27 protein-coding genes and 2 tRNA genes are annotated in these 24607 nt (G+C 69.6%); 16 read left to right on the forward strand and 13 right to left on the reverse strand.

Annotated elements, in window-relative coordinates; translation table 11 throughout:
• Positions 1-3 precede the first annotated feature (3 nt).
• Positions 4-1779, forward strand: a complete 1776-nt coding sequence (gene treZ, locus ACQG07_RS05910) for a malto-oligosyltrehalose trehalohydrolase (protein WP_426737729.1) — start codon at positions 4-6, stop codon at positions 1777-1779.
• A gap of 203 nt (positions 1780-1982) precedes the next feature.
• Here the strand turns inward: treZ and ACQG07_RS05915 are convergent, their stop codons facing one another.
• A complete protein-coding gene (locus ACQG07_RS05915) occupies positions 1983-3767 on the reverse strand; it encodes a glycoside hydrolase family 13 protein (RefSeq protein WP_426737730.1) in 1785 nt (594 codons plus the stop codon).
• A 218-nt stretch (positions 3768-3985) separates the two neighbouring features.
• Here ACQG07_RS05915 and ACQG07_RS05920 point away from each other — a divergent pair, with 218 nt between their 5' ends.
• The 4 genes from ACQG07_RS05920 (at position 3986) to ACQG07_RS05935 (ending at position 5616) form a co-directional block, all read left to right on the forward strand.
• Positions 3986-4363 (forward strand): PGPGW domain-containing protein, encoded by a 378-nt coding sequence (locus tag ACQG07_RS05920; protein WP_426737731.1) that lies wholly within the window; start codon positions 3986-3988, stop codon positions 4361-4363.
• A 229-nt stretch (positions 4364-4592) separates the two neighbouring features.
• Positions 4593-5345: a lytic transglycosylase domain-containing protein gene (locus ACQG07_RS05925; RefSeq protein ID WP_426737732.1), complete on the forward strand. Its 753-nt coding sequence runs from the start codon at positions 4593-4595 to the stop codon at positions 5343-5345.
• 80 nt (positions 5346-5425) lie between these two features.
• Positions 5426-5497: transfer RNA gene (locus ACQG07_RS05930), tRNA-Thr, on the forward strand.
• 42 nt (positions 5498-5539) lie between these two features.
• A tRNA-Met gene (locus ACQG07_RS05935) sits at positions 5540-5616 on the forward strand.
• Between the two features lie 320 nt (positions 5617-5936).
• Here ACQG07_RS05935 and ACQG07_RS05940 read toward each other — a convergent pair.
• Together ACQG07_RS05940 and ACQG07_RS05945 are read right to left on the reverse strand one after the other, a co-directional pair.
• The gene (locus tag ACQG07_RS05940; protein ID WP_426737733.1) at positions 5937-6434 is read right to left on the reverse strand and encodes a DUF3592 domain-containing protein; all 498 of its coding nucleotides are present in this window, start codon (positions 6432-6434) and stop codon (positions 5937-5939) included.
• 37 nt (positions 6435-6471) lie between these two features.
• Complete coding sequence (locus ACQG07_RS05945) at positions 6472-6999, reverse strand: hypothetical protein (protein WP_426737734.1); 528 nt, start codon at positions 6997-6999, stop codon at positions 6472-6474.
• A 129-nt stretch (positions 7000-7128) separates the two neighbouring features.
• On the opposite strand from ACQG07_RS05945, the gene ACQG07_RS05950 reads away from it, so the two are divergent.
• Positions 7129-7500 (forward strand): PH domain-containing protein, encoded by a 372-nt coding sequence (locus ACQG07_RS05950; protein WP_056014031.1) that lies wholly within the window; start codon positions 7129-7131, stop codon positions 7498-7500.
• Between the two features lie 30 nt (positions 7501-7530).
• Here ACQG07_RS05950 and ACQG07_RS05955 read toward each other — a convergent pair whose 3' ends face one another.
• Positions 7531-8109, reverse strand: a complete 579-nt coding sequence (locus ACQG07_RS05955; protein WP_137243917.1) for a hypothetical protein — start codon at positions 8107-8109, stop codon at positions 7531-7533.
• Positions 8110-8249: 140 nt separating this feature from the next.
• A complete protein-coding gene (locus ACQG07_RS05960; RefSeq protein ID WP_426737735.1) occupies positions 8250-8648 on the reverse strand; it encodes a MerR family transcriptional regulator in 399 nt (132 codons plus the stop codon).
• A gap of 92 nt (positions 8649-8740) precedes the next feature.
• Here ACQG07_RS05960 and ACQG07_RS05965 point away from each other — a divergent pair, with 92 nt between their 5' ends.
• Positions 8741-9442, forward strand: coding sequence for an SDR family oxidoreductase (locus ACQG07_RS05965; RefSeq protein ID WP_426737736.1), 702 nt, complete (start codon positions 8741-8743; stop codon positions 9440-9442).
• A gap of 102 nt (positions 9443-9544) precedes the next feature.
• Here ACQG07_RS05965 and ACQG07_RS05970 read toward each other — a convergent pair whose 3' ends face one another.
• The 3 genes from ACQG07_RS05970 to ACQG07_RS05980 form a co-directional block, all read right to left on the reverse strand.
• Positions 9545-10234, reverse strand: coding sequence for a M23 family metallopeptidase (locus ACQG07_RS05970; RefSeq protein ID WP_426737737.1), 690 nt, complete (start codon positions 10232-10234; stop codon positions 9545-9547).
• An 80-nt stretch (positions 10235-10314) separates the two neighbouring features.
• Positions 10315-11088 (reverse strand): M23 family metallopeptidase, encoded by a 774-nt coding sequence (locus ACQG07_RS05975; protein ID WP_426737738.1) that lies wholly within the window; start codon positions 11086-11088, stop codon positions 10315-10317.
• A gap of 109 nt (positions 11089-11197) precedes the next feature.
• Positions 11198-11578, reverse strand: a complete 381-nt coding sequence (locus ACQG07_RS05980; RefSeq protein ID WP_426737739.1) for a hypothetical protein — start codon at positions 11576-11578, stop codon at positions 11198-11200.
• Positions 11579-11732: 154 nt separating this feature from the next.
• Between ACQG07_RS05980 and ACQG07_RS05985 the strand changes: the two genes are divergently transcribed.
• From ACQG07_RS05985 to ACQG07_RS06020, 8 genes are all read left to right on the forward strand, one after another.
• Complete coding sequence (locus ACQG07_RS05985) at positions 11733-12176, forward strand: helix-turn-helix domain-containing protein (RefSeq protein WP_274500375.1); 444 nt, start codon at positions 11733-11735, stop codon at positions 12174-12176.
• A complete protein-coding gene (locus ACQG07_RS05990; RefSeq protein WP_192005892.1) occupies positions 12121-12567 on the forward strand; it encodes an ImmA/IrrE family metallo-endopeptidase in 447 nt (148 codons plus the stop codon). The genes ACQG07_RS05985 and ACQG07_RS05990 overlap by 56 nt, the downstream gene beginning before the upstream one ends.
• A 21-nt stretch (positions 12568-12588) precedes the next feature.
• Positions 12589-12894, forward strand: a complete 306-nt coding sequence (locus ACQG07_RS05995) for a DUF3253 domain-containing protein (protein ID WP_426737740.1) — start codon at positions 12589-12591, stop codon at positions 12892-12894.
• Positions 12895-12952: 58 nt separating this feature from the next.
• A complete protein-coding gene (locus tag ACQG07_RS06000) occupies positions 12953-13543 on the forward strand; it encodes a histidine phosphatase family protein (protein WP_426737741.1) in 591 nt (196 codons plus the stop codon).
• Complete coding sequence (locus ACQG07_RS06005; RefSeq protein ID WP_426737742.1) at positions 13540-14337, forward strand: sulfite exporter TauE/SafE family protein; 798 nt, start codon at positions 13540-13542, stop codon at positions 14335-14337. The genes ACQG07_RS06000 and ACQG07_RS06005 overlap by 4 nt, the downstream gene beginning before the upstream one ends.
• Positions 14338-14400: 63 nt before the next feature.
• Positions 14401-14850 (forward strand): FAS1-like dehydratase domain-containing protein, encoded by a 450-nt coding sequence (locus ACQG07_RS06010; protein ID WP_426737743.1) that lies wholly within the window; start codon positions 14401-14403, stop codon positions 14848-14850.
• Positions 14847-15278 (forward strand): MaoC family dehydratase, encoded by a 432-nt coding sequence (locus tag ACQG07_RS06015; RefSeq protein WP_244175598.1) that lies wholly within the window; start codon positions 14847-14849, stop codon positions 15276-15278. The genes ACQG07_RS06010 and ACQG07_RS06015 overlap by 4 nt, the downstream gene beginning before the upstream one ends.
• A gap of 11 nt (positions 15279-15289) precedes the next feature.
• Complete coding sequence (locus tag ACQG07_RS06020) at positions 15290-16426, forward strand: UDP-N-acetylmuramate dehydrogenase (protein ID WP_426737744.1); 1137 nt, start codon at positions 15290-15292, stop codon at positions 16424-16426.
• A 48-nt stretch (positions 16427-16474) separates the two neighbouring features.
• On the opposite strand, the gene ACQG07_RS06025 is transcribed toward ACQG07_RS06020, so the two are convergent.
• The 4 genes from ACQG07_RS06025 to aceA all read right to left on the reverse strand — a co-directional run bounded on the left by ACQG07_RS06025 (position 16475) and on the right by aceA (position 21645).
• On the reverse strand, positions 16475-17686 hold the full coding sequence (locus tag ACQG07_RS06025) for a pyridoxal phosphate-dependent aminotransferase (protein WP_192005884.1): 1212 nt from the start codon (positions 17684-17686) through the stop codon (positions 16475-16477).
• A 73-nt stretch (positions 17687-17759) separates the two neighbouring features.
• Positions 17760-18380 carry a hypothetical protein gene (locus ACQG07_RS06030; protein ID WP_192005882.1) on the reverse strand — a complete coding sequence of 207 codons (621 nt, stop codon included), beginning with the start codon at positions 18378-18380 and terminating at the stop codon, positions 17760-17762.
• A 168-nt stretch (positions 18381-18548) separates the two neighbouring features.
• On the reverse strand, positions 18549-20213 hold the full coding sequence (gene aceB, locus ACQG07_RS06035) for a malate synthase A (RefSeq protein WP_426737745.1): 1665 nt from the start codon (positions 20211-20213) through the stop codon (positions 18549-18551).
• An 85-nt stretch (positions 20214-20298) separates the two neighbouring features.
• Positions 20299-21645, reverse strand: coding sequence for an isocitrate lyase (gene aceA, locus ACQG07_RS06040; RefSeq protein WP_194603688.1), 1347 nt, complete (start codon positions 21643-21645; stop codon positions 20299-20301).
• A gap of 151 nt (positions 21646-21796) precedes the next feature.
• On the opposite strand from aceA, the gene ACQG07_RS06045 reads away from it, so the two are divergent.
• Positions 21797-23290, forward strand: coding sequence for a helix-turn-helix domain-containing protein (locus tag ACQG07_RS06045; RefSeq protein WP_426737746.1), 1494 nt, complete (start codon positions 21797-21799; stop codon positions 23288-23290).
• A gap of 60 nt (positions 23291-23350) precedes the next feature.
• On the opposite strand, the gene ACQG07_RS06050 is transcribed toward ACQG07_RS06045, so the two are convergent.
• Entirely contained in the window at positions 23351-24424 is a 1074-nt protein-coding gene (locus tag ACQG07_RS06050) for an alkene reductase (protein WP_192005875.1), read from the reverse strand.
• Between the last annotated feature and the right edge of the window lie 183 nt (positions 24425-24607).

Genomic DNA, 24607 nt, shown 5'->3' on the forward strand with positions numbered 1-24607 from the left:
ACGATGACGACCAGCACCACGAGTCCGGCTGACGGGTTCCGTGTCTGGGCACCCGAGGCCCAGCGCGTCGACCTCGTCCTGGACGGTGAGCAGCACCCGATGGACCGCGACGTCGCCGAGGGATGGTGGATCGCGCTCGACGGTGCCGAGCCCCGCGCGGCGGTCGTCGACAGCGACTACCGCTATCTCGTCGACGGTGAGGGTCCGTTCGCCGATCCGCGCTCGCGTCGGCAGCCGGAGGGCGTCCACGGCCCGTCACGCGTCGTCGCTTCCGACCCCGTGCCGTGCGACGGGACCGGCTGGCGGGGTCGCTCCCTCATCGGTGCCGTGCTCTACGAACTCCACATCGGCACCTTCACCGAGGCGGCCACCTTCGACGGGGCGATCGAACGCCTCGACGAGCTGGTCGAGCTGGGCGTCGACGCCGTCGAGGTCCTGCCGGTCAACGCGTTCAACGGTGTCTGGAACTGGGGCTACGACGGCGTCTTCTGGTCGGCTGTCCACGAGGCCTACGGCGGACCGGACGGCTACCGTCGCTTCGTCGCCGCGTGCCATGAGCGCGGGCTCGCCGTCATCCAGGACGTCGTGTACAACCACCTCGGTCCCTCCGGCAATGTCCTGCCCCGCTTCGGCCCGTACCTCGCGGACGGCGCCGGCAACACCTGGGGCGACAGCCTCAACCTCGACGGGCCGGACTCCGACGAGGTGCGTCGGTACATCATCGACAGCGCGCTGCTGTGGTTCGAGGAGTACGGGGTGGACGGCCTTCGCCTCGACGCCGTACACGCCCTGCACGACACCCGTGCGATCCACCTCCTCGAGGAACTCGACGCCGCGGTGGATGCGCTCAGCGCCGACCTCGACCGACCGTTCACGCTGATCGCGGAATCGGACCTGAACGATCCGAAACTCATCACGCCCCGGGGCCCCGGCGGTGCTGGCGGGTACGGTCTCGACGCGCAGTGGAGCGACGACTTCCACCACGCACTGCACGTGGCGCTCACCGGCGAGGTGTCCGGCTACTACGCGGACTTCGCGCCGCTCGGTGCCCTCGGCAAGGTCATGGAGGAGGGGTTCTTCCACAACGGCACCTGGTCGAGCTTCCGCAAGCGCCACCACGGCCGCCGCATCGACCTCGAACGGACGCCGAGCTGGCGGCTTGTCGTCTCCGACCAGAACCACGACCAGATCGGGAACCGCGCGACGGGCGACCGGCTGGCCGCGACCCTCGACGACGGGCAGCTCGCCATCGCCGCCGCCGTCACGCTGCTCGGACCGTTCACCCCGATGCTGTTCATGGGGGAGGAGTGGGCCGCCTCGACGCCCTGGCAGTTCTTCACCTCGCACCCGGAGCCCGAGCTCGGTGAGGCGACGGCGAAGGGCCGGATCGCCGAGTTCGCCCGGATGGGTTGGAACGAGGCCGACGTGCCGGATCCCCAGGATCCCGAGACCTACCGTCGGTCGGGGCTCGACTGGTCGGAGCGGTCCCGTGGGCGGCACGCGACGCTGCTGACCTGGTACCGACGGGTGATCGAGCTGCGGCGGACGGTCCCGGCGTTCACCGATCCGGCGTTCGCCGACACGACCGCGATCGTCGACGAGGCGACCGGCTCGTTCGTCCTGCGTCGTGGCTCTGCGATGCTCGCGGTGAACTTCGGGACGGAACCGGTGGAGCTCACCCAGCGGGTCGGTGAGCTGCTCGACAGCTTCGGCGAGGTCGTCACGACGGAGGGGTCACTGCGGCTCGGAGCGCACTCCGTCGCCATCCTGCACCACTGACCTGACCTGCCCTTGGGCCAGCGCGGTGCGCTGACGCGAGCGCGGGTCTACGGCGTGAGCGCGCCCCTCCGGTGGGGCGCGCTCACGCGCACGCCCCGCGGCGGGGCCGATTCCGGCGCGCTCGCGTCAGCGCACCGCGCCGACGCCGGAACGCGCGCGGCCACGTCGGCGCACCGCGCTGGCGCACCGGCCGGCGGAGTGTCTCAGCCGACGGGCAGGGTCGACGGCGTCGTGAACCAGACCGTCGTGTCGCCGTGGATGGTCCTGCCGTCGAAGGGTCCGCTCGCGACGAGCACGGCCGAGTCCGCGAGCGACGAGGGCACGGCGATGTCGTCGGCACCGGTGTTCGCGACGACCGTGACCGCACCGTTCGTCAGCGCGAGGATGGTGTCGGGAGCCCCTTCGATCCAGGCGATCGAGCCGAGTCCCAGCGTGTGCTCGCGGCGCAGGCGGAGCAGCGTGCGGTACAGCTCCAGCGTCGAACCGGGGATACCGGCCTGTGCGTCGCGCGAGTAGTCGTTCCAGTCGTCGGGCTGCGGCAGCCAGGACGCACCGGTCGTGTTGAAGCCGTACGCGGGGTGGCCGGCCTCCCACGGGATCGGCACGCGGCAGCCGTCGCGGCCGTACCGCTCGTGGTTCGTGCGGAACCACGTCGGGTCCTGTCGGGCGTCATCCGGCAGGTCGATGACCTCGGGGAGCCCGAGCTCCTCGCCCTGGTAGAGGTACGCCCCACCGGGCAGGCTCAGCATGAGGGCGGTCGCCGCCCTGGCCCGCTGCAACCCGAGGGCCCGGTCCGGCTGGCCGGGGGTGTTCGGACCGACGCCGTAGCCCTGGGGGTTCTCCTCCGTGAGCGCGAGGCGGGACGCGTGCCGGACGACGTCGTGGTTGGACAGCACCCACGTGCTCGGAGCGCCGACCTGCGCGAACGCCCGCAGCGACTCGCTGATGACCGCCTTGAGGTCTGCGGCGTTCCACGGGGTCTCGAGGTATGGGAAGTTGAACGCCTGCTGCATCTCGTCGGGGCGCACCCACAGGGCCATCTTGTCGAGCGGGTCGACCCAGGCCTCGGCGCACAGCACACGGTCGCCGTCGTACGTCTCCAGGAGCTCGTGCCAGTCGCGGTAGATCTCGTGCACGCCGTCCTGACCCCAGTACGGCGCGGTCTCCGGCCACGAGGCGGGCCCGGTGCTGATGCCGGGTTCGAGTGCGACGCCCGCCGAGGCGCCACCCATGCTGCCGCCCTCGGCCGGTGGGGTGTAGTCGGGCAGGCCGTCGGCCTTGATCATGCCGTGCGCCACGTCGACGCGGAACCCGTCGACGCCGCGGTCGAGCCAGAACCGGAGGATGTCGCGGAACTGCTCGCGGACCCACGGGTTCGTCCAGTCGAAGTCGGGCTGCGAGGAGTCGAAGATGTGCAGGTACCACTGGCCAGGCGTGCCGTCGGCCTCGGTGACCCGCGTCCAGGCCGGACCGCCGAAGACGGACTCCCAGTTGTTGGGGGCGATCTCGCCGTTCTCGCCCTTGCCGTCGCGGAACATGTACCGGGCGCGCTCCGCCGAGCCGGGCCCGGCCGCGAGGGCCTCCTGGAACCAGCGGTGGGCGCTCGAGGAGTGGTTGGGGACGAGGTCGACGATGACGCGGATGTCGGCAGCGTGCGCAGCGGCGGTCATCGCGTCGAAGTCGGCGAGCGTGCCGAAGATGGGGTCGACGTCGCAGTAGTCGGCGACGTCGTAGCCGGCGTCCTTCTGCGGGCTCGTCATGAAGGGGGACAGCCAGATGGCGTCGACGCCGAGCTCCTGCAGGGCGCCGAGGCGGGAGGTGATCCCGGGCAGGTCGCCGAGGCCGTCGCCGTTCGCGTCCGCGAACGATCGCGGGTAGATCTGGTAGATGACGGCGGAGCGCCACCACTCCGAACCGGGGGTGGAGCCTCCTGCGGGGGAGGCATGCTGAGCTGCGGTCGCCGACGTGGTCGGGAGGGCGGAGTCCATGTCGCTACCCTAGGCCATTCACGGGGCCCGTCGCCGCTCGTGGACTGGCCAGCGCGGTGCGCTGACACTAGTGCGATGCATGGCGGCGAGCGCGGCGCTCCAGAGGGGTGCGGTCGCGCTGGCACCCCGCTCTCACGCCGGTTCGGTCACACGGGAGACGCGTCGATTCGGACCGGATTCCCGGCCACCGACCCGCCCGCCCTGCTTAGAGTGGGGACATGACCACGGAATCGGACGGCTCGGCCCGCAGCACGGCGAAGCGCGTCGCCTCGCAGGCGGCAGGCGTCGCCGGATCAGCGGCCCGGACGACGCGTGGCATCATCCGTCGGAATCCGACCGCGAACCGGGTGTACCGGGCGGGCGTCGGTGTCGTCGGCGGTGGCACCGTGGCCCTCGGCGTGGCCCTGATCCCGCTTCCCGGACCGGGAGCATTGATCGCCGTCGGCGGGCTCGCCGTCCTGGCCTCGGAGTTCGAGGGTGCGAAGCAGGCCAGCACGAAGGCGAACGCCGCCGCCAAGAAGGGTGTCGCCGTCGCGAAGGACCTTCGGGCGAAGCGTCAGGCCAAGCAGGCTGCGAAGGCCGCCCAGGAGCACTGAACCTGCGGCGCATCGCTGACCGACGCGCGGGTACGGTGGACCGGTGGGGACGTCGGCGAAGGGGAGTGGTGCGCGTCGGCCCGCACAACGCAAGACCGCTGCGCCCGGACGACGCACGACCAGCGCCACCCGCTCGACGCGGAAGCCGCGGTCCCGACCGTCCGGCGCGCGCAACGGCTCCCGGCGCCCCGTCGCACCGACACGCCGGAACCGGCGGTCGAGCATCCGCGTGGGATGGCTCGTCGCCGGCGGAGCGGTCGCGATCGTCGGTCTCGCCGTCATCGTGGCGGCGGTCGTCTGGGGACCGGAGCTCATCAGTCGGGCGGAAGCACGGGACTCGACCCTCGGAACCGCGCCACATGCTGCCGTCGAGGGACCGGGCATCCCCGCCGCGGGCTCGGCTGGAACAGCGCCGGCGGCTGTCACCGACCGGGTGGACCGTGCCTGGTCGGCGGCCACGGCGCTCCGCCTCGGCATCCCCGAGCGGGCGATGGCCGCCTACGCCGGTGCGGCGCTCGCCGTCGCGGAGACGCAGCCGGGCTGCGGGATCGCCTGGAACACGCTGGCCGCGCTCGGCAGCGTCGAGTCCGGCCACGGCACGATCTTCGGCGGTGCGCTCGACGACGCCGGGCGGGCCGTTCCACCCATCGTCGGCCCGGCGCTCACCGGCACCGAGTTCGACGCCGTCACCGACACGGACCGCGGCGCCTTCGACGGCGACGCCAGATGGGATCGTGCGGTCGGGCCCATGCAGTTCATCCCGTCGACCTGGCAGCGGTGGGGCGCGGACGGGAACGGCGACGGTGTCGCGGACCCGCAACAGATCGACGACGCGGCGCTCGCCGCAGCGCACTACCTGTGCCACGGTGGCCGGGACCTCCGCATCGAGGCCGATTGGATCGCGGCGATCGGCTCGTACAACGGGGCCGCGTCGTACCTGCAGAAGATCGTCCACGCCGCGGACACCTTCACCGCGAACTGATCCCGATCCGGTGTACGAAGCACCCCTCGCGGGATGCTAGTCTCTACTGGTGCCATTTCCGCGTGAGCGGTCTGGTTCGCGCTCCGATAGCTCAGTGGTAGAGCACTTCCTTGGTAAGGAAGAGGTCGCGGGTTCAAGTCCCGCTCGGGGCTCGTTCTCTCCGTCACTGCTCTCGCCGGCATACGGAGAGACGTGGCAGGGTAGCTCAGTTGGTGAGAGCGCACGACTCATAATCGTGAGGTCGAGAGTTCGAATCTCTCTCCTGCTACCAGATCAGCTGTTCAAGAGAAAAGCACCGGAGATTTCTTCGGTGCTTTTCTCTTTTGCTGCGGCGATCGCTGAATCGCGCACGACTGCGAGTAGTGCTTGAAGCCGGTCAGCGACGCCCCGTGCCGGGGTCGCGTGGTCGATAGGCGTTGTGGACTCACCTGGAAACTCCATCGTCTCGGGATCAGGGTCACGGATTGTGATCGCTCACATCGTGATGTCGACCCTGGCGCATGCAGACCTGGTCCGTCAAGAGCGAGGAGCTGTGCGAGTCGACCCGGTGGCGAGATGCTCGGACGGGCGGCGACCTCGGTCACCGCACGGTCACGGCTTCGAGATCTCCTCGGGGTCGGGCCCGCGGCCTGCTCGAAGCAAGACCCCGACGAGCATCGCGGTGCCGATCAGGAGACTCACGCCGGTCAGCACGACACCGATCCCGACGACCGAGGTCCCCGGTCCGTCATAGCCCTCGAGCACCGCCGTGCCGGGGTCGTCCGCGCGGTAGATCACCGTGACGACGTCGCCGACGGCGGGTTTACCGTCGAGGGGCCAGTCCGCCCAGACGCGCTGCTCCGTACCGTCGGGTGCCAGGTAGTCGGTCCTGAACCGGTGGTCCGACGCCTGCCTGCCGTCATCCACCTCGGTGACCGTCCCACTCGTCCGCTCCCCGTTCTGCAACAGGTCGCTGTCGGCAGCCATCATGAAGGAGCCGACGACCACGGCCACCGGACCGGCCAACAGCATCAGGACGATCGCCGCCGTCTGGAACACCCTGCTGTGCAGGAAGCCCCGTGTGTCGCCCGCCGCGCGCTTGCTTGCCATCACCAGTGCGCCACCGTCCCGATTCGAAGCTCCTGCATCATTGGTTCCCGGTGAGGGAAAGACTCAGCATGATGATGGCGGGCACGATCAGGCCGATCGCGACGCCACCGGCCGCCGCCCAGAGCCCGATGCTGACATGGGGGCTCATGCGAGGACGCAGACCGAGTTCTTCGCCGATCTCCTTGATACGCGCGCGTTCGTTCTCGGGGCTGAACGCGATCTCGAACCCGCCGGAAGAGGTCCCGAGCATGATGACCCTGCCGTACCGGACACGGCCGGACTGCCAGGAGAACGACCAGGAGAGGCGCGGCACGAAGCCGGAGACACCAGCCGACCAGCTCATCCGCTTGACCGTGTCGGTGATGCTGAACCGCCGCCGTCGCTCATCGACCCGCACGGTGTAGGTGATGCTGTCGGACACCTCGTTCAGCTGGAGGACGTTCCACCAGCGGGCGTCCGCCAGGTCGTATCCGACCTGGAACCCGTCGGGGAGGCTGGTGACGGTGAATGGGGTGTTCTGCAGCTCGGCGTCCACGGCCCACTGATAGTCCTCGAGCACACTCATCGGGTGTCGTCGGTTCCGGGCATGCAGCAAGTATGTCAACGGCGCGGGACTGCGAGGTGAATGACGGATGGGGAGAGGTCCCCATCCCGATGCGACCGCACCACCGCCATCCTCTGCCACACTCAGGCCATGGAAAGCGCACCGATCATGGCCTGGACACTGCAGAACGAGATTCCGATCCCCGCCGATGTGACACAGCTGCTCGTGCAGGGTGAGCAGGCCGTTGCAGCGTTCAAGACGTTCCGCGACTCCGCGGTGTTCACGACCAAGCGCCTGATTGTGCGCGATGCGCAGGGCATCTCCGGCAAGAAGGTCGAGATCTACTCCCTGCCGTACAGCTCGATCAACATGTGGTCATCGGAGAACGCCGGAACGCTCGACTGGAACTCCGAGATCGAGCTCTGGACCCGGGCCGGGCACATCAAGGTCAAACTCGCGAAGGGCGTGGACGTCCGTCGTCTGGACAGCCTCATCGCCTGGGCGGTCCTCCAGGCGCACTAGCTGATCGCATCGGCGGGGGACTGGGCTGCCTCATCGCTCCCAGATGCGACGGTAGCCGGGCATGAAGGCGATCATCGCCGCGAGCAGGGTGCCGAGGTTGAGCAGTGGCAGAGCTGGACCGATGGTCCAGGGCGAGTCGGCGTAGACCCCCATCAGCATGACCATCCAGGCGCCGATGTTGCCGAGGATGAGCACGATGATGAAGGTCACCGCGGTCGCTCCCGCTCGCGACGAGACCCGCTTGCCCGCGAGGGTCGGCGCGGTGCAGATCGTGCCGACGATCACGACGATGAGTATCAGGAACGCACTCGCGAACAGGATCGAGGCGGCCTCCGGGTCGCCGTCGTCGTCGCGATCGGCGAATCCCGCAAGGAAGAAGAACAGGTTGAAGGACTCAGGGTCCTCATCCGTCTTCGTCTGGCTCGCGTAGGGGACGAACAGCGAGAGGATGAGGGCGATCTCGAGCAGCAGCATCGGGACCGAGATCAGGATCGACTCGATGCCCGCCACGCGCTCCTCGAGCCGGGTGCGCGCCGCCTGGGCGGCGACCGACTCGGTTGCGGTCGCTGGTCCCTGCTTCGCTGACCCCTGCTTCGCTGATTCACTCATCGCTGACCCCCGGATCGGGAGTCGGGCTCAGGCGTGCCCGACTCGGCTGCCGCGAAGGCGAGCGACCGGTAGCCCTCGACCTCCGACGTGGTCATGGTAGCCGCGATGGGCCGACCCTGCCGGAGCCGTGCCGAGTGGCGTCAGGCGGCGTCCAGCTCGGCGGGAAGCTCCTCCCGCAGCGCGGGGCAGTGCTCCGGCGTCGGGTGGAGGGTGATGTCGATGACCGCTTCCAAGCGGGCGCGTGCTGCTTCGAGGTCGGCCATCTGCGCGGTGATGCGGTCGCGTTCGGTCCGGAGCAGCTCGAGCGACTCCGGCGTCGCGACTCCCGCATCGACACAGGGGAGCAGTTGGACGATGGTGCGGCTCGGCAGGCCGGCCGCGAAGAGCTGCTGCACGAGCTCGACGCGTTCCACCGCCGCCCGTTCATAGGTCCGCTGGCCACTCGTCGTGCGGGTGGCGGCAAGCAAACCCTGCTCCTCGTAGTAGCGGAGCGAGCGGACGCTCACCCCGGTCCGAGCCGCGAGATCTCCGATGCGCATCGAGCTTCCGTTCCTGGCTTGCACCTGACATTGATGTGAGGTCTTAGCCTAACCAGGCTGCTGTGGGATCGCCCCACACGCGGAAGGGAATCATGGACATCGCAGGATCCGTCGCACTCGTCACCGGCTCGAATCGGGGCATCGGGCGCAGGTTCGTCGTGCAGCTGCTCGAGCGCGGGGCCTCGAAGGTGTACGCGACCGCGCGGCGCCCGGAACTCGTCGACATCCCGGGCGTGGAGGTGCTGCAGCTCGACATCACCGATCAGGCGTCCGTCGCTGCGGCGGCCGAGATCGCGACCGACGTCACGTTGCTCGTCAACAACGCCGGGATCGCCACGCAGGGCTCGATGCTGACCGACGACCTCGCGAACGCTCGGCGCGAGATGGACACGCACTACTGGGGCAACCTCGCCATGGTGCGTGCGTTCGCGCCGGTGATCGAGGCGAACGGCGGAGGGACGATCGTCAACGTGCTCTCCGCCCTGAGCTGGTTCGCCCACCCCGGCTCCGGCGGATACGCCGCTGCCAAGGCGGCGGAGTGGAACATGACGAACGCGGTCCGCTTGGAACTCGCCTCGAAGGGCATCACGGCGCAGGGGCTCCACCTCGGGGCCGCCGACACCGACATCATGGCCGGCTACGACGGCCCCATGGTCGACCCCGCGGACGTCGCACGGGCGAGCCTCGACGGCGTCGCGGACGGCGTTTCCGAGGTCGTCGTCGACGAGTGGAGTGCCATGGTCAAGGCCTCGCTCGCCCACGACCCTGACGCGTTCTACGCGCAGTTCGCCTGAGCATCGAGCCTGGGCGCTGTGCACGAGACGTGCACGGTGCAGAATGGACGAAGCCCCCGAGCAGTTACGGTCTGCTCGGGGGCTTCCTCACGCCGGCGTGGGTTATCGCGCGGCCGCGACGAGGTCGGCGATGCGCTGGCCTCGGGCGTTAGCCTCGGCGACGAGCGTCGTGACCTGGTCCTGGGTCAGGCCGGTGACCTGGCCGTACGCCTTCGTGTTGGCGGCGATGGAGAACCCCTGCCCGCCGCTGGTGGAGGTGTACATCGTGCCGAACGTCTCGGTGACGAGTGCGATGGTGCCGCCTGGCACGCTGATGATCTTGGGCATGTCTGACTCCTTGAGTGGTTGGACGGGGTCCTCGCCGTTCAGGCGAGCATTGATGAACGGATACGGATCGGTGGTGACGCCGATGTCGGCGTTGTTCCACGTGCCGTCCGCGGTGAAGGTGATGGTGAGGTGCAGATGGGCTCCGCTGGAAGCGGATCCGGTGTTCCCGACGACGCCGACGGGTTCACCACGGACGATCGCCGCGCCGACCTGATGCGGTGAGGCGGCCGCCAGGTGCGAGTAGCCCGAGTACATGCCGTCGGGGTGGGCGATGACCAGGACGTTCCCCAGGGCCGCGTTCCACCGGTTGGCGGAGACGACGCCCGCTGCGACCGCCGGGATCGCGGCTCCGGCGCCGGGCTGGTAGTCCAGCCCGCGGTGCGGTTGGGGCCGTCCGCCGGCCATCGATCCCCAGCCGTCGGCGAGGTCGATCTGAGCGAACGGGTGCTGATACTTGAGAACCATGAGGCTCCTTTCGTGGTGCCAATGGGGATGCCCCCGAGCAGTTACGGTCTGCTCGGGGGCATCGGGTGGGGCTCCTCGGCTCAGAAGCCGATCTTGGTGCCCGGGTAGACGGCCCAGAACGCGTTCCACTGAGCAGTGGTCAGCTGGGACGCGTACTTGTCGCGCAGCGCCGTGTTGTTCGGGTTGGTGGGCGAGATGCCGTAGACCTGCACGTGAGCGGTGATCGCTCCGTCCACGTCCATGTTGCCCGCGAGCTTCACGGCCTTGCCGTCCGGGTACACGAGGGCGATCGCGAGGGTGCCCGCGTTCTCCTTCTGGTAGTCGCGGACGATCGATGCGTTCTTCGTAGCTGCCATTTCGTCGATTTCTTCCTGAGTCGGGGCGGTCGGTCCGCCGGTGTTGCCTGGGTCGTCGCCGTTGAGGCGATCGTTGATGAACTGGATCGGATCGGTGTGATCGATCCAGTGGGAGCCTCCGCCCGTCGCGCCGGACTGGTTGAGCCCGATGGTGAGGTGGAGGTGGGCGCCTTCGGAGTACTCGCCGGTGTCACCGATTCCTCCGAGGATCTGCCCTCGCGTGACGGCGGTGCCGATGGCGAGCGGGGACTGCTGGTACATGTGGCAGTACCCCGAGAACGCGCCGTCAGAGTGCGCCAGGACGACAAGCCATCCGAGCCCTCCGCTCCGGTAGTTCTCGACGACGGTTCCGGCTGCGACCGCGGGAATCGGCGTGCCCTCCGGGAAGCCGTTGAAGTCGGCACCCCGATGGTTTGAGCCGCCGGCTCGTGGAGCGTTGTACCCGTCGCTGCTGTCGTAATGACTGAGGTCATACGGGTATTGGTACTTCAAAACCATGAGCTCTCCTTTCTGTTGATGGAGGAAGCGTCCTCCGACATTCGAACGTGTGTTCGAGTAAGACTCTATGACGATCTCGTCGTCTTGTCCAGTTCATCTTGCCAAACATTCATGAAATTCTTTCTTGAGTGGCAGATTCAGTGCCTGAATCGACTTGTGCGTGGCGGGGAGTGGATCCTGCGCTCAGTCTCGTCAGGAACCCGTTCACGCCCGGGATCGCCATGATGCGGGCCAGCGCTGCGGCGATCGCCGCCGTCGTGGCCACGGCTGCCGCCGCCCAGGCGTAGACGTCGTCCGGAAGGAGTTCTCGGATCGCCTCCAGGAGTTGTGGCGCGATGATGCTCGCGGTCGTGATGCAGGCCACCGAGCTCAGGATCACGGCCGCGGTCGTCTGGATCACGGTGCGGATGATCCGCTGGGCCGGAAACGGGACGGGCGGCGGTGTCGGTGGTGTGGGCGGTGGTTCCGGTGAGGTCCGGTGTTCGGTCATGGTGCCTCCTCAGGCGTCGTGGGTGGTGGTATGCGACCCGGATGGTTCCCAAAAGTTGTCTCATCTGGCATCATTCAGGTCGGAGGTGACACTATAGAGCGCATGAGGTAGATTTTCTGCCGTTCCCGACAGGGTTTCTGGCTACAATCGGAACGTGAACGCAGCAGAGGCGATGGTCAATCAGGCGTTGGCGGACGAACTCGTGGCCGCCTACAAGCGGCGACGCATGAATCAGCGCGCCCTGGCTGAGGCGACGGGGATGAGTCCGACGACGCTGCAACGTGTCCTCGCCGGTCGCAGCGAGATCAGTGGCCCGACCTTCGTCATGCTCTGCGCGGCGACCGGCGCCGATCCGGTGCGCCTCCTGGCCGACGCGCTGCAAGCCGTCGGGGGGATGAGTCGGATCGAGGCCGAACTGCGGGCGAGCGACGACGAGCGTGTGGCTCCGGTGTCGGACACCACTGCTACGAATGACGAGCTGGATCGCAGACGCCGGCAGAGGGAAGCTGCGTCGTGGACGACGGAGCAGTTGGAGGGGGAACGTGGGGCGGCAATCACCGATGGAGAACTGGAGCAACCCGAGCCGGAAGCCCCGTGAGCGTGGACGCGCCTACGACCCGTATGCGCACGCGGAGGAGCTCGGTCTCGCGGTGATCTTCCGGCCCCTGCGGGTGTCCCACGAGCGCTGGCTGCCGTCCGCGCACACGATCGTCATCCAGGAGTCGCTCCGGTCCGTGCATCGGCGGAACGCCCTCGCCCATGGCATCGCGCACTGCGTGCTCGGCCACGAGGACGACCGACCGAAGCACGAGGTGCAGGCCGACCGCTTCGCCGCGTCGAACCTCATCGACCTCGACGAGTTCCGAGCCATCGCGCGTTGGGCACCGGACCTCGAGCATCTCGTCGCCGAACTCGGCGTCACGAAGCGCCTGGCCCGGGCGTTCGTCGCGCAGCATGCGGATCTGTCCCGGCACGCCGGCCTCGCCTAGCGGCGCGCGCATACTGGGACCATGACCGACGAAGCCGCACCGGACCCGACGCCTGCGGCAGCTGTGGACGACGACCTCCTGGAGTCGACGATGCTCGACCTGCTGGGGAAGCGGGCCGCGACCTCGTCCATCTGTCCGTCCGACGTCGCACGAGCGGTCGGTGGCGACGACTGGCGAGCGCTGATGGACGACACCCGCCGGGTCGCCTGGCGCTTGGTCGACGAAGGCCGGGTGCGGATCACGCAGGGCGACGAGGCGGTCGACCGCGCGACGGTCCGCGGACCCATCCGGATCCGATTGGCGAAGGACGCCGTCGACGAGCAGTGAGCTCCGTGTCGCGGTGAAGGCCGGAAGACCTCGGTCCGACGCCGGTTAGGCTTGAGACATGACCATCGCCCTCATCCGTCACGGACAGACCGCCTGGAACTTCGAACGACGGCTGCAGGGCACGACGGACATCCCCCTGAACGACACCGGGCGGGAGCAGGCGGCCACGGTCGCCCCTCGGCTCACCGGCACCTGGGACGTCGTCGTCAGCTCCCCACTGGGGCGCGCACGCGAGACCGCGCAGATCATCGCCGACGCGCTCGGACTGGAGCTCGGCCCGTCCTATCCCGACGTCATCGAGCGGCACTACGGCGACGCCGAGGGCGCGACGGCGCAGATGGTCCTCGAGAACTGGCCCGACCACCGGTACCCGAACCTCGAGACCGAGGAGTCGGTCATCGAACGCGGACTCCGCGGCATCGACGCCATCGCACGCGACTTCCCCGGGCAGAACGTCCTCGTCGTGAGCCACGGCACCCTCATCCGCCTCACCCTCAGTCACCTCTCCGGTACGACGGTCCCACCGCTGGAGAACTGTTCCGTCTCGGTCATCGAGGCGACCGACGCCGGCTGGTCCCTCCTGGACGCCGGTACCGCTCGCACCACGCCCTCGCTCGAGACCGCGCTGTCCGGCTCCAGCGCGCAGTGAGCGGGAACGACTCGATCGGCCGTCCGGTCCGCTCCCCGTCGGGCATCGCCTGGCTCATCGGCATCGGACTGACCGCCGGATTCCTCTCCGGGCTGTTCGGGGTCGGCGGTGGCATCCTCATCGTCCCCGCCGTCGTCTTCCTGCTCGGCTTCGGCCAGCGGCTCGCCGCGGGGACCTCACTGGCCGCGATCGTCCCGACCTCGCTCGTCGGCGTCGTGTCCTACGCGGTGAACGGCACCGTCGACTGGGTGGCGGCGATCCTGCTGGCGATCGGTGCGATCGGCGGTGCACAACTCGGCAGCTACCTCCTCTCCAAGCTTCCCAAGAAGGCGCTCCAGTGGGGCTTCATTGGCTTCCTGCTCGTCGTGGTGGTCTCGCTGTTCCTCATCGTCCCGTCTCGCACCGCCGAGATCGATCTGCACGTCGGATCGATCATCGGCCTCATCGTGCTCGGCTTCCTGACCGGCGTCCTGTCGGGGCTGCTCGGCATCGGCGGCGGGGTCGTCGTCGTGCCGATGCTCATCCTGCTGTTCGGCGCGAGCGACCTCATCGCGAAGGGCACCTCGCTGCTCATGATGGTGCCGACCGCGATCTCCGGCACCATCGGCAACGTCCGGCGAGGCAACGTCGACCTGACGGCCGCAGCGATCATCGGTGTCGCCGCCTGCACGACCACGGCCCTCGGCGCCATCGTCGCGTCGGTCGTCCCGCCGTTCGTCGGCAACCTGCTCTTCGCAGCGTTCCTCGTGGTCATCGCCATCCGCATGGTGTTCCAGGCGCTCAAGCGCTCCTGACAGCCCGCTCCCGGTCCGTCCGTGCCCGGCCGTCGCGTCAGGGCAGCGGGTAGGCTGGAGGGCGTGTCAGTGAACCCAGAGCTCGCCGGTCGGGTCTTCCCGCCCGTCGCCCCGTACCTGGTCGGACGCGAGAAGATCCGCGAGTTCTCGCGGGCCGTCTTCGCGACGAACCCGATCAACCTCGACCCGGAGGCGGCGCGCGCCGCAGGATACGCCGACGTCGTGGCGCCGCCCACCTTCGCCGTCCTCGTCCAGGAGCACACGCTCCAGCAACTGCTCGCCGCACCCGACGCGGGTATCGACTTCAGCCGGGTGGTCCACGGCGACCAGCGTTTCGTGCACCATCGACCGATCGTCGCCGGTGACGAGCTCACCGCGCAGCTGACCGTCACCGCGGTGAAGTCCCTGGGTGGCCACTCGATGGTGACGTGCGACTCGGTCATGACCGATGCCGCCGGCGAGCCCGTGGTCACCGCGACCTCGACGCTCGTGGTGCGAGGAGACGAAGGATGAGCGACGTGCAGCAGACCCCGACCATGCCGGCTGTCGGCGACGTCGTCGCGGAGCGGACCGTCCACCTGACGCGCGACGCCCTCGTGCGGTACGCCGGCGCCTCCGGAGACTTCAACCCCATCCACTACCGCGACGATGTCGCGGCCTCCGTCGGGCTGCCGGGCGTGCTCGCCCACGGCATGCTGACGATGGGGATCGCCGCCCAGCCGGTGGTCGACTGGATCGGCGACCCCGGTCGGGTGCTCGAGTACCAGGTGCGGTTCACCCGACCGGTCGTCGTCGACCCCGAGACCGGCGCCGACCTCCAGATCGTCGCCAAGGTCGGCAAGATCGACGAGGAAGCCCGCACCGCGCGCGTCGACCTCACCGTCACCTACGCCGAGCAGACGGTGCTCGGCAAGGCGCAGCTCGTCGTCAGCTTCGCCTGACCCGGAGGACCATGAACGACGCCATCCGTCTGAGCGAGCTCACCACCCTCGGGGTGGGCGGGCCCGCCGCAGCCTTCGCGGAGTGCACGAGCGAGGCAGCGCTGATCGAGGCTGTGCTCGACGTCTGGAACACCGACCAGCCGTGGCTGTTGCTCGGCGGCGGGTCGAACCTGCTGATCGGCGACGAGCCCGTCGACGCGACCGTCATCCGGGCGGCCAACCGCGGCATCGAACGCCTCGACGCGCCGTCCGGCCGTGTCCGCCTGCGGGTGCAGGCCGGTGAGGACTGGGACGCGCTCGTCGCCTTCACCGTGGAGCACGGCTGGGCGGGCATCGAGGCGCTCTCCGGCATCCCGGGATCCTGCGGGGCGGCCCCCGTCCAGAACATCGGCGCCTACGGGCAGGAGATCGTGTCGTCGCTCGTCGCCGTCGACCTGCTCGACGAGGAGTCGCAGACCGTCGAGCGCGTTCCCGCCACGGAGCTCGGTCTCGGGTACCGGACGTCGGTCTTGAAGCGCCACGGTGGCGGAGAGCCCGAGCGCTCCGGCGTGGTCGTGGCGATCATCATCGACCTCGACGACGTCGGCGCCGACGGCCTGGCCGCACCGATCGCCTATCAGCAGCTCGCCTTCGCGCTCGGCGTGGAGGTCGGCGAGCAGGTCCGCCTGGCCCAGGTGCGCACGACGGTGCTCGCACTCCGGACGTCGAAGGGCATGGTGCTCGATCCCGACGACCCCGACACCGCCAGCGCCGGGTCGTTCTTCACGAACCCGATCGTGTCGGAGCACGTCGCCCGCTCGCTCCCCGGCGATGCTCCCTGGTGGCCCGTCGACCCGCCGGCCGACGACGACACCGAGTACGTCTTCCCGCTCGGCGAGGTCGTCAACCCGCCCCGACCGGCTCCCGTGGAGCGCCTCGCGAAGCTCTCGGCCGCCTGGCTGATCGAGCGGGCCGGCGTCCGTCGCGGGTTCGCACTCCCCGGATCGCACGCCGCGGTCTCCACGAAGCACACGCTCGCCCTGACGAACCGTGGCGGGGCGACCGCCACCGAGATCGCCGAGCTCGCGCGATTCGTGCAGGCGCGCGTCCACGCCGAATTCGGCGTCCTCCTGCAGCCCGAGCCCGTCGTGGTCGGCGTCACGATCTGACGCTGATGCGAGGTCCGCTCGCCCGGGGACGAGCGAGCGGACCTCGGGTCAGGATGCGAACAGGCGCTGGAGGCGCTGGACGCCCTCGAGGAGCTGGTCGTCGCCGAGCGCGTAGCTGAAGCGCAGGTAGCCGGACGGCCCGAACGCCTCGCCGGGCACTGCCGCGACCTCGGCCTGGTCGAGCATGAGGTCGGCGAGTTCGAGCGACGTCTTGGGCGTCACCCCGCCGAACGTCCGGCCGAGCAGCGCCGTGACGTCGGGGTAGACGTAGAAGGCGCCCTGCGGGGTCGGCGTCTCGAAGCCGTCGATCTTGTTGAGCTCACCGACGATGAGCTTGCGGCGGCGGTCGAACGCCTCACGCATCGCCTCAGCGGCGTCCTGCGGACCGGTGAGGGCCGCGATCGCCGCGCGCTGCGCGATGTTGTTCACGTTGCCGGAGAGGTGCGACTGGAGGTTGCCGAGCGCCTTGATCGCGTCCGCCGGGCCGACGGTCCACCCGACGCGCCAGCCCGTCATCGCGTACGTCTTGGCGACGCCGTTGACGAGGAGCGTCTGCTCGGCGAGCTCGGGCACCGCTTCCACGATCGACGTCGCGCGGACGCCGTCGTAGGTGAGGTTCTGGTAGATCTCGTCGGTGATGACCCAGATGCCGTGCTCGAGCGCCCACTCGCCGATCGCCTTCGTCTGCTCCGGGGAGTAGACGGACCCGGTCGGGTTCGAGGGGGAGACGAACAGGAGGACCTTGGTGCGCGGGGTGCGCGCCGCCTCGAGCTGCTCGACGGTGACCTGGTAGTTCTGCGAGGCGTCGGCGAAGACGTCGACCGCGACACCGTCGGCGAGCGCGATGGCCTCGGGGTAGGTGGTCCAGAAGGGCGTCGGCACGATGACCTCGTCGCCCGGGTTCAGGAGGACCTGGAACGCCTCGTACACCGACTGCTTGCCGCCGTTGGTGACGATGACCCGGCTCGGGTCGACCTCGAGACCGGAGTCGCGGAGCGTCTTCTCCGCGATGGCGGCGCGGAGGTCCGGCAGGCCGGCCGCTGGGGTGTACCGGTGCGCCTTCGGGTCGCGGGCGGCGACGAGCGCCGCTTCGACGATGTGCTCGGGCGTCGGGAAGTCCGGCTCGCCCGCCGCGTAGGAGATCACGGGTCGGCCTTGCGCCTGCAGCGCCTTCGCCTTCGCGTCCACCTTCAGCGTGGCGGACTCGGCGATCGCTGAGATCTTCGTGGACAGGCGGGGCGTGGGAGTCGATTCAGGCACGAGTCCGAGCGTACCGAACCCGGCATCGAGAGGACAGTGCGTGACGCGGACCGGACCTTGTCGGGGGCGGAGCCTATCGGGACCGGGCGCCGTCGACGGCCGCTGCCGCCCAGGCCACCCCGACGCCGATGGCGGCTGAGGCTGCCGTGAGCAGGTCGTCTCGGGTGACGCCCGACCACCCGGTGTGGGTCAGGCGCTCGGTCAGCAGTGGCACGGTGGCGAACCCGAGGAGCAGGACGAAGGTCGGCAGGGATCGACCACGGACGATCAACCAGACCGCGGCAGCGGTGAAGGCGCCGATCGTGACCGACATCGATCCGTAGAGCAGGAACGGCGGCGTCGCGTTGGTCACCGACGCCGACCCGACCGCATGGACCGTGAGCCCGGCCACGACGACGGCGGAGGCGAGCACGCGGCGCGCCAGGGAGGCCGGGGCGATCAGGGCGCCGGCTACGAGAACCGCGCCGCCCACGAAGAACTGGAGGAGCAGTGCGCCGATGACGTCGGCGTCCGACTGGAGCCACATGACGTTCAGCCCGGCGCGCATGGCGAGGTATCCGCCCAGGACGATGGCCACGAGCGAGGCGCCGTAGCGGCTCGAGGCGTTCCATCGATGCGCCTGCTGGAGTGCCGACGACGGCCCACCCGGCGACATGGTCCCGACGGTCGATGCTTCCTGCACGTTCCGGGTCATACGCCCGACTCTACGGGGGCCCGAGCGGACCGGACAAGGGCGCCGGAACCGCCGTGCGCCGGTCCACAACTCCTGCTCCAGCACCGAGGGCCTCGACCGCCGCGCGTGGATGGCGCGCGGGCCGGAGCTGACGGTCCATGGTGAGCAGGAGTTGTGGACGCCGGGCACCTACGCCGGGTCGACGAGGTACCGCGTGTACGCCGGGACGGTGAGGAAGGTCGGGAACTCGTCGCGGAGTGCCACCTCGCGGAACAGCTCGGCAGCGTCGTCGAAGCGGTCGTCGGCGGTGCGGGGGAGCGAGGCGAGGAGCTCGTCGAGGAGGTCCTCGACCCGATCGCGCGTGATCGGGCGGCCGTCGTCGGTCGCGACGTCCTGGTGGATCCACTGCCAGACCTGCGATCGACTGATCTCCGCCGTCGCCGCGTCCTCCATGAGTCCGTCGATCGCCGCGGCGCCGATCCCGCGGAGCCAGGAGTCGAGGTAGCGGACGGCGATCGACACGTTGTCGCGGAGACCGGCGTCCGTGACCGCGCGACCGATGCGGACGTCGAGGAGCTGCGACGGTGTCACCGACACGTCCTCCCGCAGGCGGTCGAGCTGGTTCGGACGATCACCGAGGACCGCGTCGAACTCGGCCCTGGCTGTCTCGATGAGGTCCGGGTGCGCCACCCAGGTCCCGTCGAAGCCGTCGCCCGCCTCGCGGCGCTTGTCGGCTGAGACCTTCTCGATCGCGCGCGCCGTCGCCTCCGGATCGCGCCGGTTCGGGATGAACGCGGACATCCCTCCGATCGCGTGCGCACCGCGGCGGTGGCACGTCTGCACGAGGAGCTCGGTGTAGGCCCGCATGAACGGCACCGTCATCGTCACCTCGCTGCGGTCGGGCAGGACGAACCGGGCACCGCGCCCCCGGTAGTTCTTGATGATCGAGAAGATGTAGTCCCACCGACCGGCGTTGAGGCCGGCGCAGTGGTCGCGGAGCGCGTACAGGATCTCGTCCATCTCGAACGCCGCGGGGAGCGTCTCGATGAGCACGGTGGCGCGGATCGTGCCGTGGTCGAGACCCAGGCGTTCCTCGGTGAACGTGAAGACGTCGTCCCAGAGCTGCGCCTCCTCGCTCGATTCCAACTTCGGGAGGTAGAAGTACGGCCCGCGGCCGGCGTCGATGAGCGGTCGGGCGTTGTGGAAGACGTAGAGGCCGTAGTCGACGAGGCTCCCCGAGGCGGCCATCGCCGCCCCGGATCGGTCGATGAACCGCAGGTGCTTCTCCACGAGGTGCCAGCCGCGCGGTCGCATGACGATCGTCGGCGTCTCCGTCGCGGTGACGCGGTACACCTTCCCCGCCTCGTTCGTGAACGTCAGCTCACCGCGGACGGCGTCGCGCAGCGAGAGCTGACCACCGATGACGTTGGCCCACGTCGGGCTCGTCGCGTCCTCCTGGTCGGCGAGCCAGACGTTCGCACCGGAGTTGAGGGCGTTGATCGTCATCTTCGGGTCCGTGGGGCCGGTGATCTCGACCCGGCGGTCCTCGAGACCGGGCCCGGCGCCGGCGACGCGCCAGGAGCGGTCCTCCCGGATCGCCGCGGTGTCGTCGCGGAACCGCGGGTCGCGGCCGTTCCCGATCTCGAAGCGTCGTCGCATGCGCTCGGCGAGGCGGTCGTGCCGCGCACCCGCGAACCGCTGGTGCAGGTCCGCGAGGAAGGCGAGGGCGTCGGGGGTGAGGATCTCCTCGTACCGGTCACCGAGACGACCGACGACCTCGATGGCGGGGCCGGTGCGCTGCGTGGGCACCGGCCCGGTGGTGGGTGTGGACGGGGAAGCGAGCAGGGTGTTCATGGGGTGGCTCCGTTTCGGATGGTCGTGCGTCGGATGGGTCCTTCGAGCGGTCCCTGAGCTTGTCGAAGGGCGGGGCTGGTGTGGATCAGTGGAACTGTTGTTCCTCGGTCGATCCGGCGAGGGCGAGGGTGGCGCTGCCGGGGTTGAGGGCGGTCGCGACCAGGTCGAAGTAGCCGGTACCGACTTCCCGCTGGTGCTTGGTGGCGGTGTAGCCGCTGGCTTCTGCGGCGAACTCGGCTTCCTGGAGGTCGACGTAGGCGCTCATCGCCCGCTCCCGGTAGTCGCTCGCCAGGGTGAACATCGAGTGGTTCAGTGCGTGGAAGCCGGCGAGGGTGATGAACTGGAATGCGTATCCCATGGCGGCGAGCTCGCGCTGGAAGGACGCGATCTGCGCATCGTCGAGGTGCGACTTCCAGTTGAACGACGGCGAGCAGTTGTAGGCGAGCAGCTTGCCCGGGAATCGCTCGTGGACGGCCTCGGCGAACCGACGGGCGAGGTCGAGGTCGGGTTCCGCCGACTCGACCCAGAGCAGGTCGGCGTACTCCGCGTAGGCGAGGCCGCGAGCGAGCACCGGACCGATGCCGTTCTCCACCTCGTAGAAGCCCTCCGGGGTCCGGTTCCCGTTCAGGAACGGCAGATCGCGCTCGTCGATGTCGCTCGTGAGGAGGGTGGCGGCCAGCGCATCGGTGCGGGCGATGACGATGGTCGGGACGCCGGCGACGTCCGCCGCCAGCCGGGCCGCATTGAGGGTCCGGATGTGCTGGCTCGTCGGTACCAGCACCTTGCCGCCCATGTGGCCGCACTTCTTCTCAGCCGCGAGCTGGTCCTCCCAGTGGACGCCCGCGGCGCCGGCCTGGATCATGCCGGCCATGAGTTCGTAGGCGTTGAGCGGTCCACCGAAGCCGGCTTCGGCGTCGGCGACGATCGGCGCGAGCCAGTCGATCGCCTCGGGTCCCGGCGTCTCCCCGACGGCTCGCTCGGCGAAGTCGATCTGTTCGGCCCGGAGCAGCGCGTTGTTGATCCGCCGGACGACCGCCGGAACCGAGTTCGCCGGGTAGAGGCTCTGATCGGGGTAGGTCTGCCCGGAGAGGTTCGCGTCGGCGGCGACCTGCCAGCCGGAGAGGTAGATCGCCTGCAGGCCAGCACGGACCTGCTGCACGGCCTGGTTGCCGGTCAGCGCGCCGAGGGCAGGCACCCACTCCTCGGTGTGGAGGAGGTTCCACAAGCGCTCCGCCCCCCGGCGGGCGAGCGTCGGCTCCTCCCGGACACCGCCGCGCAGGCGGACGACGTCCTCGGCGGTGTAGTCGCGGCGGACCCCGTCCCAGCGCGGGTCGGTGTCCCACTCGCGCTGCAGTTCCTCGGCCGTCTGCGTCTGGTCGCCGGCGCGGAGGGGCGTGCGGTGGTCGGTCGGTCGGGTGGCTTCGTTGCTCACGATGACTCCTGTGGTGTCGAGGTCGGTGGGGCGGGTCGTGCTGTGGGAACGATCCTGCGCTCGCCGCAACCCCGACGGACGTCATCCGTGGACAGAAGAACGGCCGACCTTCTGTTTGCCGGAACAACCGGCGCGTGTGAGCATGATCACCATGACCAGCACCGCCGCTGCTCCACCCGTCTCCGCCACCCCTGGTGACGGACCTGCTCCGCACGCGGACGCCCTCGTCCTCGGTCGCCGGATCCGCGATGCCCGATCCCGTGCGGGTCTCACCCTCGACGAACTGGCACAGGCGATCGACCGCGCACCGTCGCAGGCGTCGGCGATCGAGAACGGGCATCGGGAGCCGAGCCTGTCGATGCTCCGCGTCATCGCCGCGGCCCTCGGCACCACCGTCGACGACCTCCTCCGTGACGAACCGCCGAGCGACCGGGCCGCGCTCGAGATCGCCGTCGAGCGTGCCCAGCGGGGGCCCGTCTTCTCCGCCCTCGGGATCGCGCCCATCCGCGTCTCGAAAGGGACAGCTGACGAGACGCTGCGCACCGTGCTGGCGCTGCACGACGAGGTCGCCCGCCTGCATCGGGAGCGAGCGGCGACACCCGAGGAGGCGCGCCGGGCCAACGCGGTCCTCCGGGCGGACATGCGCGCGGCCGACAACCACTTCCCCGAGCTCGAGGCCGTCGCGAAAGGACTGCTCGACGCCGTCGGCTACACCGGAGGGCCGGTCTCGCACCAGACGGTCGCGGAGATGGCACAGCACCTCGGGTTCTCGCTCCACTACGTCGGCGACCTGCCGCACTCGACGCGTTCGGTCACCGACCGGCGCAACGGTCGGATCTACCTGCCGACCGAACCCTCGATGTCCCGTGATTCGCGATCACCCATCCTCCAGGCGTTCGCCAGTCACCTGTGCGGACACGAGGAGCCGGGAAACTACGCGGACTTTCTGCGGCAGCGCGTCGAGACCAACTACCTGACGGCGGCCATCCTGCTGCCCGAGCGCGACGCCGTGCGCGTCCTCGGCGAGGCGAAACAGCTCCGGCGCATCTCGATGGAGGACCTGCGCGACGCGTTCGCGGTGTCGTACGAGACCGCCGCGCACCGCTTCACGAACCTCGCGACGAGGCACCTCGGGCTCCCGGTGCACTTCATGAAGGTGCACGAGTCGGGGACGATCATCAAGGCGTACGAGAACGACGGGGTCACGTTCCCGTCCGACGTCCTCGGAGCAGTGGAGGGCTCGCTCGTCTGCCGCAACTGGACGGCCAGGACCGTCTTCGACGTCGAGGACCGCTTCAGCCCCTGGTATCAGTACACCGACATGGACACCGGCACCTTCTGGTGCACCTCGCGGATCGAGAAGGCCAAGGAGGGCGAGTACTCGGTCAGCGTCGGCGTCCCGTTCGCGCACGTGAAGTGGTTCCGCGGACGCGAGACGCCGCATCGGTCGACCTCGAACTGCCCCGACGAGCGATGCTGTCGTCGGGCGTCGCCGGCGCTCGCCGAAAGGTGGGAGGGGAAGGCCTGGCCGGCGGCGCGGACGCCGACGAGTCTGCTGGCCGCGCTGCCGACCGGATCCTTCCCGGGGGTCGACTCCGTCGAGGTGTACGAGTTCCTCGAGTCGCACGCGCCACGAGCGGACTGAGGTGAGGCACCTCGTCGCGCGACGAGGTGTCGAGCGACGAGGTGCCTCACCTCAGCGTGATCAGCTCGCGAGGCGCGGGTAGTCCGTGTAGCCCTCGGCGCCCGGGCCGTAGAAGGTGGCCGGGTTCGGGGTGTTCTCCTCGTGCTCGCCCGCCCAACGCTCGACGAGGTCGGGGTTCGCGATGGCGAGACGCCCGACGGCGACGGCGTCGGCGTGCGCGTGCTCGACGAGGGCGATCGCCTCGTCGCGCGTCGTGACGGTGCCGAAGCCGCTGTTGACGATGAGCTTGCCGCCGAAGTGACCGCGCAGGTCCTGGACGAGCGCGCCGGCCGGGTCCTCGTGGAGGATGCTGACGTAGGCGAGGCCGAGCGGTGCCAGGGCGTCGAGCAGTGCCTCGTAGGTCGCGCGGACGTCGGCCTCGTCGGTCTCCGCCGTGTCACCGGCGCCGTTCATCGGGGAGATGCGGATGCCGACGCGCGCTGCACCGACCGCCTCGGCGACGGCGCTGACGACCTCGGCGACGTACGACGCGCGGGCCTCCGGGCTGCCTCCGGCGCGGTCGTCGCGCACGTTGGAGACCGGGGAGAGGAACTGGTGCAGCAGGTAGCCGTTCGCGGCGTGGAGCTCGACGCCGTCGAGGCCTGCCTCGATCGCGTTGCGGGCGGCCTGGACGAACTCCTCGCGGACCGTGTCGAGCTCCTCGGTGCTCAGCGCGTGCGGGACGGGGTACGGCTGGGCGCCCGCCGGCGTCCGGACCTCGCCGGCGATGGCGATCGCGCTCGGCGCGACGATGCGGTCGGTGCCCGTGATGTCGGTGTGCGAGACGCGGCCGCCGTTCATGAGCTGCATGACGATGAGCCCGCCCGCTCCGTGCACGGCCTTCGCGACGCCACGCCAACCCTCGACCTGCTCGGGGGTGACGATGCCGGGCTGGCCCGGGTAGGAGCGCGACTCGGCGCTCGGGTAGGTGCCCTCCGTGATGATGAGTCCGAGTCCTGCGCGCTGGCTGTAGTGCTCTGCGACGAGTTCGCCGGGGACGCCGTCGGCTCCGGACCGCATGCGGGTGAGCGGGGCCATGACGACGCGGTTGGCGAGTTCGAGGTCGCCGAGTCGGACGGGCGCGAAGAGATCCATACGGGTGATGCCTTTCGTGGGGGATGCGGCTCGCGGAGGACGCGGCCTCCGGACGCAACCCGGCTGCGGCCGTCGATATTCCGGTGATGCTTCTGGACCTTGTGCATCTGGAATGCTTCTTGCTAGGCTCACGGTGTGGTCGTCGGGCTCTGTCCCCGCAGCTCGCGACGAGCACGACCCGGT

The organism is Plantibacter sp. 2H11-2 (assembly GCF_050031945.1).
In the GTDB taxonomy this organism is placed as follows: domain Bacteria; phylum Actinomycetota; class Actinomycetes; order Actinomycetales; family Microbacteriaceae; genus Plantibacter; species Plantibacter auratus.